Raw genomic sequence first — 13687 nt, forward strand, 5'->3', positions numbered from 1 at the left:
TTCACTAATGACTTTGCTAACTTGATCATCAACGGTATAATCTCATTTAAAATCAGGGGTATTAATTTCAGGAACATTTTGCATTCCTCACCCATTAAACTGAAAATTAACGACACGCCGTTCATCTTGCTTATTAATAACATAAAGCGGTCCCATGTCACGATCTCAACTATCAAAATGTTTAATTTCAACTAAAATAACATTTTCATCTAACATTGCTCGTGCTTCGGTGGAATCTTCATAATTAATGATCATTTTAACTGGCTCATATTTACTAATTGCATTGGCAATTTTAGCAAATGTTGCTCGCGCTGGTCTACTATCATCATGTCAGTTATCCTTCATGTGTGGTCACAACATTCAAGTACTACGGTGTTATGTTGATTCAATTGGCATATAAAAACCATCTTGTTTTGGGGTTGTTGTTAATAACTTACTCATTTTTTTCGACTCCTTCAATAATAAATATAACAATATTATATCAAAAATTATTTTTTTTAAAATAAGAGTTATTTTTTTTGTCCAATTCGTTGGAAACATTGTTTTAGATTATGATGTCATCAAAAATAAAGGGCATCAGTCATCACAATTACTGTTACTGGAATCATTGCCATTGCTAAACAAGCGGGGACAAAATACCAGTTACTTTGAGTATAAACTTCTAAATCATTTAGATTTAAAACCTTGTTATTAATTCATGGAATAAATAACATTATAATGTTTAATAACACTGCGCCAATGACTGCAAAGATTAATGGGCGATTAATAATTGGTTTAAATTGTGCTTTTATTTTTCAATCAGATAAGGTAACAGTATTGACAAACATACTTGGCGCACAAGTTAAAACTAGAAAAATTGATGTTCGCCCAAAATCAGACATTTGTAATTTCATTTCCACGGTAATCATTGGATCACTACTACGTAAAAAGTCAAAAACAGTTTGATAACCATATGCTTGATAATCCTCGGCAGGGACAAAACTCATTCCAAAGTAATATGCTCCAATACAAACAGCACTTGTTAAAATGGTAATGCGTAACATTGATCCTCAAATCTTCCGAAAGAGTGAATTTTCACCTTGTAACGGTTTTACTTGCATTAAAGTATCGTCATTATCCCCCATTCCAATACAAATTGCCAAAATTGATTCAATTACCAAGTTCATTCATAAGATATCAGTTGCTTCGACAGGTGAAACATGATTAATTAAAGATAAAATAAAAATTGATAAAACATTAGCTAAGTTAACACCAATGACAAAGGTAATTGCACGACGAATTTTTTGATAAACATTACGGCCTTCATTAACTCCTTTAATAATTGTTTCAAAATTATCATCAGTTAGAATAACATCTGCTGCTTGTTTGGCAACATCAGTTCCGGTAATTCCCATTGAAACACCAATATCAGCTTTAACTAAACTGGGAGCATCATTAACCCCATCACCAGTCATTGACACTAAATATTTTTTTTGTTGCAAAATATTGACAATGCGGACTTTATGTTCGGGATTAACTCGGGCAAAAACCTTAATTTTATCAATGATCCGAATTAACTGTTTATCGCTCATTTCATTTAATTGTTCTGAAGAAATCACTTCATATTCAGAATAAGCTAAATCTAATTCTTTCGCAATTGCTAAGGCTGTTGTTGCATAATCACCAGTAATCATGACAACTTCAATCCCAGCAGCATGTGCTTTCTTAACAGCCTCAACTGCTGAGCGCCGAACAGGGTCAATCATTCCAACTGCTCCTAAAAAAATTAAATTATTTTCTAATGCTTCGGGGTCTTGTTCATCATCAAAATTAGTGTTATAAGCAAACGCTAACACTCGTAATGCTTGGGTTGATAAATCATCAGCTAATCTTAATAATTCTGCTTTATGTTCATCCGTTAGTGTTAAAATTTTATTTTCAATCATAATGCGATCACAATATTGTAATAAACTATCTAATGCTCCTTTTGTAAAAGTCGTACTGACACCATCAATGACATTTAATGTTGACATTAGTTTTCGTTCTGAATCAAACGGAACTTCATCAATCCGTTCTCATTTGTCACGCGAATCTTGTTCATCATATGCAAATAATTCAGCATAATCAACTAATGCTAATTCGGTTGGATCACCAATTCGTTCTTTATCTTCATTAACACTATCATTACATAGCACCAGTGCTTTTAAAAATAAATCTTGGTGTTGATCATGATTAACACCTTGGTATGTTTCAGCAGTAGTTATATTATTATTCATAATGACTTTTTTTACTGTCATTTTATTTTCTGTTAAAGTCCCAGTTTTATCGGTACAAATAACATTAACACTACCTAGTGTTTCCATACTAGCTAGTTTTTTGACAATAACATTTTGTTTTGCCATTCGTTTTGTGGAAAATGATAAGGTAATTGAAACAACAGCGGCCAATGATTCTGGAATAACCCCAATTGCTAAAGTAATGGCAACCATTAAATAGTTTGTTCAACCACTTTTATTGCCACTAAAATATAACGCAATGAAAATAATAATTGCAATAATAAAACTTAATCCTGCAATTCAATATGAAAATTTTGTTAGTTTTTTTTCTAAATTTGTTGGACTTTCTTCTGTTTCGTTAATAGTTGTCGCAATTTTTCCAATTTGGGTTTGTTGCCCAACTTTAATCACAACCCCAACCGCACGACCAGCCGTAATAAAAGTTGACATAAAAGCAATGTTTTTCATTTCTGCTAAAATTGTTGTTGATTCAATCGGTTTAGCTGTTTTATGAACTGGGACACTTTCACCAGTTAAAATTGCTTCATCAATAAAAACATCTGATTGTTCAATAATTCGTAATTCAGCTGGGACATATTTTCCAGCTTCTAAAATAACAATATCACCAACAGTTAACTCATGGGCGGGAATTTCTTGTTGTAGATCATTTCGAATTACAACGGCTTTTGGTTTAGAAAGCGATTTTAATGCGACCATTGATTTACGGGCTTTTACTGTTTGCACCGTTTCTAAGATTGCATCAAGAATAACGATAGCTCCAATTACCGTAAAATCAACAAAATATGCTCCTTTTAATTTTCAATTATTCCCAACTAATGGAGCAATAACAGAAATAACTGCCGCCGCAATTAAAATTAATTGAATTGGCTCAATTAAAGCTTTTCCAAAAATAACATATCATGGCGTTACTTTTCCTTTTGGTAACTCATTTTTACCATATTGTTTTTGACGAACGATAACTTCGTCAGTTGTTAAACCAATTTCAAAATTAGTTTGTAAAGAAGATTCTAGGTTGTTATTGTACTGGGATATATATTCTTCCATAGTATTTAACCTTTCTGTTCATTTGCTTTAATAATTATTATACCTGAAAAATATTGATTTGACATATTAAATTTGATATTAATTATTAATTGATAATCTGTAATTTAAAAATTATTAATAAAAAACATCACGATTTTAAGGCATTAACCTAGTAAAAATAAAAAATGATTTTAATAACTTAAAATCATTTTATAAATTTTTATGACGTTTAGTATTATTTTCTTGTTTTAATCGAAAACTAGTATAATACGGATTTTGTCATTTAATAGCGCCTTGTCCCATCCGGTTGTAAGTATGAACAGCATTTCGTAATGCGTTAATCTTTTGTTTTGTTAATTCTAACAGATTATTTTGCCGCGGAAACAAATGCGTTTTTCTAATATTTGTAATATGAATTTGGCGTTTGTTTTTTGCTGTTTCTGTTTGTTTTTTGCTGTTTCTGTTTGTTTTCCTGTTGTTTTTGCTACTTTTTTTGTTACTTGTTGTCCTTTTGGTTTTGCAATCCGACGTGGCTTGTGCTGTTTTACAGGTTGATAATGACGATAAAGGTTAGTTTTCATATTATGTTGTTTTCGAAGTAAACCAAGAATTACTGTTTTTTGGTCAAATGTTAATTCTGTTTTCATTTTTAAAATTCGTTCAATTGAAAGAAAATTTAATTTCAAAGAATTTAAAAAATTAAATGTTTTTAATGTTTTTGCATCTAAATTTCCATTTGTCAACATCAATAAATCCTTCCTTTGTTCTATGGTAAAATTATACCCGCTTTTCGTTAGATTAAAAGTATTTTTTCATAAAAAATGTGATAACTTCTTGGTCTTGATACTGGTGTAAATTCTTTTTAATGGCACTATAATGATGTTTTTGAAAAAAGCAACAGTTGGTAAATAAGCATTAACAGTAATATCTAAAAAACCATTTGTTTGAGCAACTGTTTCTAATTGTTGTAATAGTTTTTTACCAAAATATCATCCTTGATATTCGGGGTCAACATACAATTGAGTAATTTGATTTTGTTCCGCATGATATGATCCAAAAGCTAAAATTTTATTGTCAAAGACAATAACATAACCTTCTTCTTCACTTAGCACTTTACAAAAGTCTTCATCTTTTCATTGTTCTAAAATTGCTCTTTGTTGTAACAAACTATAATCTTCAATGCTAACTTTACTCAATGCTTTTTGGCGTAATTCTTCAATTTGGTTTTGATCTAAGATTGTTGCACGTCGAATCATTATTGTTTACTCCTTATTGATTATTTTTGTTTATCAGATTTTGTTCTTAATAATCATAACACAAAATTGCTTAATAACTAAATCATAAAAAAATAGTTCCTGGTTAGGAACTATTTTTTTTCTTTATGTAAAGTATGTTGGTTACATTTTGAACAATATTTTTTTACTTCTAACTTTTCTTGTTGTTTCTTTTTATCACGTTTTGCAATATAGTTTTCTTCTTTACATTGATCACAACGCAAAATTATTCCTTCACGCATTTATTTATTCCTCTTTTCTGTTCAAACATAATTCTTTGCTAAATTTTGCAACAAGTATATCATAGCAAAATAATCTCCTTTTGCCAATTAATTTTACCTTCTTTTTCGCAATATTTTAATTATCTCACCGGAAAATCCTCATAATTAACCATGTTAAAAGCCCTGTTAAAAGAATTGAATCCAGAATAATCCCTAAACTAATACTTAAGCCCGTAAAAGACAATAAGGCGTATTTATAATCACCACCAAATAAAACTGGAATAAAAGCAGCGATAATAAATGCGCCCCCAACAAATAAAATACTAAAGATTCCGGTTACTAATGATTGGACAGTTCGTGAATTTATTAAAATAACAGCAATCATCATTAAACTAATTGCTAAAGCAGTAATAAAAATTGAAATAAAGAAAAAGATGAAAACAACAAAATTATAAACCGTTCCAAAATTAATTTTTAACGCAGCAGTAATAATAAAACTAGCGATTAACACTAATAAATCAGCAATTAATACCAAAGTAAAACAATAGACATAAACAATGACAATAAACCCAAAGGGTTTAATTTCTAATAATCCAATTCGTTTATAAACAACAGACATTTTTAAATCAATTAAAAATCCCATCATCATATACATTGCAACACTAGTACCAGTTGCAATAAACGTAATCCCAATTGATAAGGCCATTACTTCCGGACCATGGCGATTAGCAAAAATCGCTTGACACAAAATTCCAATTGGAATAATAACAACCGCAAAAGCTAAGACTAATTTTTGACGACGTAAATAATTTAGAAAAAAACTATATAGTGCAAATAAATTAATTTTTTCACTAACTAAGCAATTATTTTTTGTTTTTATCGATGTATTTTGCTCAGTTTTTTGCTCATTTGTCATTTTCCATTGCTCCTGTTCTATAATCTTGGTTATAAGCACCAATTTGATATTCTTTAAACTGATTTTTGACACATTTTTCAACGCTACCATATTCACTAATAACATCATGAACTTTTGATATTTTTGTAATTTCACCATGAACCATAAAAATTAAAGTGTCACAAAATTTTTCAATTTCTTCCATATTATGTGAAATTAATAATAATGCCTTATCCTTATTTGCTAAGAAGGTGCTTAATATTTCATATATTTTATCTTTAATTTCTAAATCTAATCCTGTTGCTAATTCATCAAGAATAATTAAATCAGGGTCAACAATTAAGGCTAATAAAATATTAATTTTTTGTTGTTGTCCTCCTGATAATTTGCTGATGTCTTTATTCATTATTTTTTCTATTTGTAAATCTAATAGCAATTGATAAATTTCGTTTGGTGAAATAAGTAAGTTATAAGCTTTTAAATATAAGTTTAGAATGTCATAACCAGTAACTCCTTTCGGATATTTTGATTCTTGTAATTGCATCCCAATCCGAACCCCAAATTTCTTTTCACTAGTTCCATCAGAAACACGACGAAGTTGGGCGAGAATCTCACATAAAGTTGTTTTCCCTGTTCCATTTGGACCAACAATTCCAATTCGATCGCCTTTTTTAACCGTTAAATTAACATTTTTTAAAACATGTTGTTTGCGATAAAATTTATTAATATTAACGCCTTTAACTAAAAAGTCTTCTGTTAAATTAGTCATTTCTAATCGCTCCCATTTCTATTTATTAGATTATTAAAATTATATAATAAAAATCAGTCAAAATTTGACTGATTTTTATTATATTTTATCTTTATCAAGAAGATCATACATTGTTATTTTTAATTCTTTTGTTTCTTCAATTTCTAAATCTTTTTTAAATTTATTTTTATCAATTCGTTTCTTTTTTGGTTTTGTAAAATCAACTTTTTGCATTGTTTGCTGTTGATTCTTCGTTTTCACATCTTTCAACCCAACAATGATTGTTCCTGGTGGTGCTTTTTCAATTGCTTTTAATCGTGCTAAGCGCGGGTCTTTTTTTGGTGGGGTTGGTGATAATTTATTGAAGTTTTTATTTTCCGATGTCTTAATTTTTTTATCTTTAATTAAAGTCTCAACAGTTGTAACTACTTTACCAAGATTTGGTTTCGCTTTTTGTGTTGTAATATGTTTTTGAATTGGTTCGGTTATTTTTAATTCAGCACTTGGTTTTTCTTGCTGTTTTTGGATCTCATTTGTTATTAAATCTACCTTGATTTCAACAAGTTCAATTGGTGCTGATCCTACTTCTTTTGGTTCAATGATAGATTCTATAGGTTCTAAAACTAGGTTTGCTTTAACAACGAGGTCAGTTTCATCATCGTTATTACTATCATTTAGAGAATTTGTTTTTTCTTTACTTTTTTGGTCCGGAGCTGACTTATTAACCGTAGAATTAACTGTTTTAGTTATATCATCTACTGGTTTAACATTATGATGTTGTTTTTTCTGGTCATAATGAAAAAGATGACTTTTTGCTGGTTTTTCGCTATGATGTTCAACCATTTTTCTCGAATGAATTATTTTTAAATTATAATATTGTGGAATCACAATATCAACAATGTTTTCAACACCTAATGGATCTGTTGAACGTTCTAATTTATGAACATTTAATTTATCAGTATTAAACAACATAATTTCATCTTGCTGATTTAACATGTGTAAGGTATCATGCTGTTTTGCCAGAAAAATTCATTTTACTACTTCAGTTACTTTTTTATTAACTTTAAACATTCTTGTTCCTTTAACTGGTCGTGTTGATGATGGTAGTTCTTTTATTGTAATTTTCTTTCCAGCATTAAGATTTGTAATAAAAACAAGTGTATCTTCTTTACAATATCCAGCACCAACAACAGTATCATCTCGTAAATTAATTGACTTAACCCCGGCTGTTCGTAATCCTAACGCTGGAATTTCTTTTGCTTTATATTTCACAATAAACCCATTCACTGTTGTTACAACAACATATAAATGTTTATCAACTAATTGACTGGCAACAACTTCATCATCGCCTTTTAAATTAATCGCTTTAATTGCTTTACTAATTCTTGTTGCTTCAAAATCTTTTACTGCTGTTTTTTTAATCATCCCATTTTTTGTTGCTAACATAATATATTGTTCTGGTTTATTAAAATCATTTAGTAAAAAGGCACTAATAATCTTTTCTTCTCCTGGTAATTCGGAAATCGTGTTAACATGTTCACCAATATCTTTAATTCGAACGGATTTAATTTTATAAACAGGAATAATAACATAATTCCCTTTTGAAGTAATTAATAAAATTTTATCTAAACTATTAGCTTGAAAATCAGCAATTCATAAATCACCTGGTTTACGTTTAAATTCTTCTGTTGTTAATTTTACCAGTTGGTTATTTTCTAAGGCTTTTAAATAACCATCCCGTGAAATTCAAATATTTAAATTTTTTTCAATAATTGTTTCGGTTTTTTCAATTTCAATTGCTTCGATTTCATCTTCAATAATGCTACGACGAGGACTATGAAATCTTTTTTTAATTAATTCTAATTGCCGAATAATAACATGGTTTAATTTATTAATATCACTTAAAATTGCTTTTAAATCAGCAATTGTCGCAATTAATTCTTTTTGTTCTGCTTCTAATTGTAAAATATCAGTTGAAGTTAAACGGTATAAACGTAATTGTACAATTGATTCTGCTTGCAATTTACTAAAGACAAACTTAGCAACTAAGTTATTTATCGCATCAGTACGGTCTTTTGAATGGCGAATTGTGGTAATAACTGCATCTAAAATACTAATGGTTTTAATTAATCCCGCGACAATTTCTGATCGTTTTTCCGCACGAGCTAATTCAAATTGGGAACGATTAGTGACAACTTCGTGCTGATGTTCAACATAATAAGTTAAAATCTCTTTTAATCCTAATTGTAATGGTTGTTTTTTAGCAATTCCAACAACATTAAAATTATATGATACTTGTAAATTAGTATTTTTTAATAAAAATTTACGAACAATTTCAAAATTAGCTTGTTTACCTAGTTCAACCACAATTCGTAATCCTTCACGATCAGTTTCATCACGAACTTCTTTAATATTTAACCCTGGTTCATTATATTTAATATCATCAATTTTTTTAACTAAGTCTTGTTTAACAACTTCATATGGAATTTCAGTAATAACTAAGGCATTGTTTTCATTTTTAATTTTACTTCGAATAATAATTTTACCTTTTCCGGTTCGATAAGCTTCTAAAATCCCATTTTTACCTTGAATAATTCCTCCGGTTGGAAAATCTGGTCCTTTAACATATTTAATTAACTCAGTAATTTTACTTTTTGGTTTTTTAATAAAATGAATTGTTGCATCAATGATCTCATGTAAATTATGTGGTGGAATATTTGTCGCATATCCAGCGGCAATCCCCGTTGAACCATTAACTAATAAATTTGGGAATAATGCTGGTAATACAACTGGTTCTTGTTCAGAATCATCAAAATTGGGAGCAAAAGCAACTGTTTTTTTATCAAGATCTTGTAATAAAAATGATGAAATTTCACTTAATCGTGTTTCCGTATAACGCATTGCCGCCGCCGGGTCACCATCAATTGAACCGTTATTACCATGCATATCAATTAAGGGATAACGAACTTTTCAATTCTGTGATAAGCGGACCATAGCATCATAAACTGAAGTATCACCATGTGGATGATACTTCCCAATTACTTCCCCAACAATCCGTGCTGATTTTTTATAACTACTATTAAAAGTTAACCGTAATTCATTCATTGCAAATAAAATTCGCCGTTGCACCGGTTTTAAACCATCACGAACATCAGGCAAAGCACGATCCTGAATGATATATTTTGCATAACGGCCAAAACGTTCAGCCATAATATCATTTAAGGTATAAATTAATTCATTTGTTTTTTCGCTATTGCTCATTTTTATATTCCTTTCTCTAACTTAAATTTCATCATATTGGGATTAATGACAAATTTTGGATAATCAATTTGATAAAATAATTTCTGCCCTAGGATTGTTAAGGTTCAACAATCTGATTGTTTATCATAAACAAATAGTTGTTGTTGATGTTTCAACAATAATAATGTTCGATAATATTCTAATGTTCGTTCATTAACCATATTCATTAACCTCGTTAAATCGAACAATTGGGATAGCATTTTTTCATTGTTTGTCATTACAAAGTTAGTTTGATCATAAATGGTAGCATTTGTTTTAATTAAATAATTACCCTTTTGTGCTGTCCAATCAACTTCACATTGATAAACAAGGCAACCCTCAATTAACATTAATTTATAACTTGTTGTTTTCATTATTATTAAATTCTTCTTATTTTCTCCAATAAAGTTTATTTGCCCATGATCTTTTCTTGGTTCTAAATTAGGAGCATCATTAATCTTTCGTAATGATATTAAGATTGTTAAAATATTATAATTATAGTAATTTAATTCCTCTTCAATCGTAGTATCTTTAAAAAAATTAACGCCTTTCTTTGTTAAGACATAGATGCCACTACTTTCCTCTAACACATAAAGTTTTTGTTGTTGTTCAGTAACTTTACTTCAAAAGGCTTCTTTTGTTATTGTTTGTTGTTTTGTTAAATCTAAGATTGCATAACATCAAGTTAACGTGTCGTGATCATCAGATGCGATGTCAATTGCATTAACAACTTGATAATCGCTATCATCACTATTATTTGATGTTAATAATTCTAATGTGATAATATCTTCTTTTTCTTTAAGGTTAATAATTCATAACTGAAAATTTTGATATTGGCTAAGTTTTACATTCGTTTGATTTAAATCAGTAATTAATGTTTTAATTGCTGGTAGTAACATCATAACCTTTATTGATTAATAATTGTTTGAAAATCATCTTCTAACGTAAACTTAACATTTTCATCAATTCAGTTTTTTCGTTTTCTAGCATCATCACCCATTAAAGTTACAATTCGTCGTTCTGCCATAAGAGCATCATCAATTGTTACTAAAATTAATTGGCGTGTTTCAGGGTCCATTGTTGTTTCTCACAATTGCTCAGCATTCATTTCCCCTAAGCCTTTGTAGCGTTGTAATTCAAACTTATCTTTTAAGGTGTTTAATTTTATTCTTAGTTCATTTTCATCTCAAGCATAATCAATTCTTTTATTCTTAGTATTTAAGATTTTAAATAGTGGTGGCAACGCAATATAAACCCGATGATTTTCAATTAATGGGCGCATATAGCGATAAAAGAATGTTAATAATAAGGTTTGAATATGCGCTCCATCAGTATCAGCATCAGTCATAATAATTACTTTTCCATAATTGGCATCTTCAATGTCAAAGGCATTTCCAACTCCAGCACCAATTGCATTAATCATTACATTAATTTCTTCATTATTCATTAAGTCTTGTAATTTTGCTTTTTCAGCATTAATTACTTTTCCACGTAATGGTAAAATTGCTTGAAAGCGACGGTCACGCCCTAATTTAGCACTTCCTCCCGCTGAGTCCCCTTCCACTAAAAAGATTTCATTATTTAATTTATTGCGGTTTTGGGCTGGTGTTAATTTTCCAGTTAATAATCGGTCACTATTTCCTCGTTTTTTATTATTTCGTGCCGCTTCCCGGGCTTTACGAGCTTCTTCACGAACATTCCGTGCTAATAACGCTTTTTCAATAATAGCATAAGCACTTGTTTTATTTTCTGTTAATCAAAACCCAAATTGTTTTGTGACAATTATTTCTACTGCTGCTCGAGCATCATAAGTCCCTAATTTCCCTTTTGTTTGTCCTTCATATTGAATTAAACTTTCTGGAACTTTTACCGAAATAATTGCTGTTAAACCTTCTCGCGTATCAGTTGAATCTAAGTTTTTATCCTTTTCTTTTAATAATCCTTCTTTTCGCGCATAATCATTAATAACCTTTGTTAAACCACTACGGAACCCAACAACATGGCTTCCTCCTTCACTTGTTTTAACATTGTTAGCAAAACTAAGTAAATTTTCATTAAATTCAGTTGAATATTGTAAAGCAACTTCAACTTCAATTTCTTTTTCAAGGCCTTTCATCATTACAATTGGGGTAATGCTTTTTTTCCCCTCATTCATATAAGTAATAAATTCTTCTAACCCATTATTAAATAGATACTCAACTGTTTTATCCGCACGTTCATCTGTTAATGTAATTTTAACACCACTATTTAAAAATGCTGATTCACGAATTCGTTCTGAAATGGTTGTAAATGAAAAATCAATTACTTTAAAAATTTTTGAATCAGGTAAAAAAGTGATAGTTGTTCCTGTTTCATTTGTTGTTCCAATTTCTGTTAATGGTTGTTTTACTTGCCCACCATTACCAAATTTAATGTGTCAAATTTTTGTATCACGATAAATTTTAACATCAAAAACTGATGATAAGGCATTAACAACAGAAGAACCAACACCATGTAATCCTCCCGATGTTTTATACCCATCACCACCAAATTTTCCTCCAGCATGCAGAACTGAAAAAATAATTTCTGGGGTTGATTTTCCCGAAGTATGTTTTCCTGTTGGCACACCACGCCCATTATCATGAACGGTAACGGCATTATTTTTATGAATAGTAACATTAATTTCGGTACAATACCCTGCTAATGCTTCATCAATTGAGTTATCAACAATTTCTCAAACTAAATGATGTAACCCCCGCACATCAGTTGACCCAATATACATTCCCGGACGCTTACGAACTGCATCTAATCCTTCTAGAATTTGAATTGATGATTCATCATATTTTAAAGTTTTATTTTCTGTACTCATATTTTAATCATTCCTTTTAATTCTAATTTTTTACTATAACTATCATATATTATACTAGTTTTATTTACAATTATTTACAAAATTATTTCTAATATACTATAATAATAGTAAAAGAGAGGTGACGAAATGACATTATACGGATATGTAGGAACAGTAATTGCTGCAATCATTGGGTACTTAATTGGGTCTTTTAGTTGATCCATTTTTATTAGTAAAACCCTTTATAAAATTGACGTTCGAGAATATCATTCAAAAAATGCTGGAGCCACAAATACTAGTCGTGTCTTAGGGAAAAAATGAGGTTTTGGTATTATGTTTTTGGACATGCTAAAAGTAACAATAACAATGTTTATTGCGTTTGGGATTAGTTGTATTAATATTAACGGTGTTAATTTTGGTTCAACTAGTTATTATGTTCCAGCTTTCTTTGTCTTAATTGGACATTCTTATCCAATTTATTATAAGTTTAAAGGAGGAAAAACAGTTTCTTCTTTTTTAGGACTATTATGGATGACTAATCCCTACTATTTTTTAATTGCAACTATCGTCTGATGAACTACAATCTTTATTTGAAAACGTGTTTCTGTTTCTTCAATTTTAGCGGCTTTATTTACCGGTGCTTTATGTTGAATTCCTCAATTAAGCGGAATTAATGTTATTAATTTTAATGGTGATTTACTACAAAACTCACATGTTGTTTGAATGAATTACTTACATTATGTTAATTATAATAATTATTATGATAGTTTAGCATTAATTAATATTGTTATTACTTTAAGTGCGATTTTCTTAATTTTTAAACACCATCAAAATATTGTTCGTTTATTTAAAGGAACTGAAAAACCTTATGATTTTAAAGGAAAATCTGATTTAGCAACCGGAAATATTACAACCAATCCTAAAAATAATGCGGTTAAAAAAATAATTAATAATTTATATTAATTATTTTTTTTGAATAGAAGTTTTATCCCCATAATGATAAAATGGTGTATAATGGAATCTTGCTTTACCAAAAATAAAAGTTCCATCATAGCCTCCTCCATTAGCATTAATTTTATCACTACCATTATAATCTCAATTGCTATTATATCATCCTGCTTCTTGTTTAAAAGAAAATAAANTA

At 29.4% G+C, this 13687-nt stretch carries 11 protein-coding genes; 1 reads left to right on the forward strand and 10 read right to left on the reverse strand.

Annotation, left to right across the window (positions count from 1 at the left end; genetic code table 4):
- From TS70_RS04405 to parE, 10 genes are all read right to left on the reverse strand, one after another.
- Window positions 1-345 (reverse strand): agmatine deiminase family protein (locus tag TS70_RS04405; RefSeq protein WP_198049529.1); only part of this gene is annotated, 345 nt, incomplete at its 3' end.
- A 164-nt stretch (window positions 346-509) separates the two neighbouring features.
- Window positions 510-3320, reverse strand: a complete 2811-nt coding sequence (locus TS70_RS07735) for a cation-translocating P-type ATPase (protein ID WP_198049530.1) — start codon at window positions 3318-3320, stop codon at window positions 510-512.
- Window positions 3321-3509: 189 nt separating this feature from the next.
- The gene (locus TS70_RS07745; RefSeq protein WP_174842685.1) at window positions 3510-3686 is read right to left on the reverse strand and encodes a hypothetical protein; all 177 of its coding nucleotides are present in this window, start codon (window positions 3684-3686) and stop codon (window positions 3510-3512) included.
- On the reverse strand, window positions 3659-4555 hold the full coding sequence (locus TS70_RS07750; RefSeq protein ID WP_232332468.1) for a GNAT family N-acetyltransferase: 897 nt from the start codon (window positions 4553-4555) through the stop codon (window positions 3659-3661). Before TS70_RS07750 ends, TS70_RS07745 begins: the two co-directional genes overlap by 28 nt.
- A gap of 110 nt (window positions 4556-4665) precedes the next feature.
- On the reverse strand, window positions 4666-4815 hold the full coding sequence (gene rpmG, locus TS70_RS04425; protein ID WP_040093693.1) for a 50S ribosomal protein L33: 150 nt from the start codon (window positions 4813-4815) through the stop codon (window positions 4666-4668).
- Between the two features lie 115 nt (window positions 4816-4930).
- Window positions 4931-5710 (reverse strand): hypothetical protein, encoded by a 780-nt coding sequence (locus TS70_RS04430; protein WP_040093694.1) that lies wholly within the window; start codon window positions 5708-5710, stop codon window positions 4931-4933.
- Window positions 5658-6458, reverse strand: a complete 801-nt coding sequence (locus tag TS70_RS04435) for an ATP-binding cassette domain-containing protein (protein ID WP_127092963.1) — start codon at window positions 6456-6458, stop codon at window positions 5658-5660. Before TS70_RS04435 ends, TS70_RS04430 begins: the two co-directional genes overlap by 53 nt.
- Before the next feature lie 78 nt (window positions 6459-6536).
- Entirely contained in the window at window positions 6537-9698 is a 3162-nt protein-coding gene (gene parC / locus TS70_RS04440; protein WP_198049531.1) for a DNA topoisomerase IV subunit A, read from the reverse strand.
- A 2-nt stretch (window positions 9699-9700) separates the two neighbouring features.
- Window positions 9701-10618 carry a hypothetical protein gene (locus TS70_RS04445; RefSeq protein ID WP_052443507.1) on the reverse strand — a complete coding sequence of 306 codons (918 nt, stop codon included), beginning with the start codon at window positions 10616-10618 and terminating at the stop codon, window positions 9701-9703.
- A 5-nt stretch (window positions 10619-10623) separates the two neighbouring features.
- A complete protein-coding gene (gene parE / locus TS70_RS04450; protein WP_198049532.1) occupies window positions 10624-12564 on the reverse strand; it encodes a DNA topoisomerase IV subunit B in 1941 nt (646 codons plus the stop codon).
- Window positions 12565-12690: 126 nt separating this feature from the next.
- On the opposite strand from parE, the gene plsY reads away from it, so the two are divergent.
- A complete protein-coding gene (plsY, locus tag TS70_RS04455) occupies window positions 12691-13506 on the forward strand; it encodes a glycerol-3-phosphate 1-O-acyltransferase PlsY (protein ID WP_198049533.1) in 816 nt (271 codons plus the stop codon).
- Window positions 13507-13687 lie beyond the last annotated feature (181 nt).

Origin of the sequence: Spiroplasma sp. hyd1 (assembly GCF_016082235.1) — a bacterium.
Taxonomy (GTDB): Bacteria; Bacillota_I; Bacilli_A; order Mycoplasmatales; family Mycoplasmataceae; genus Spiroplasma; species Spiroplasma poulsonii.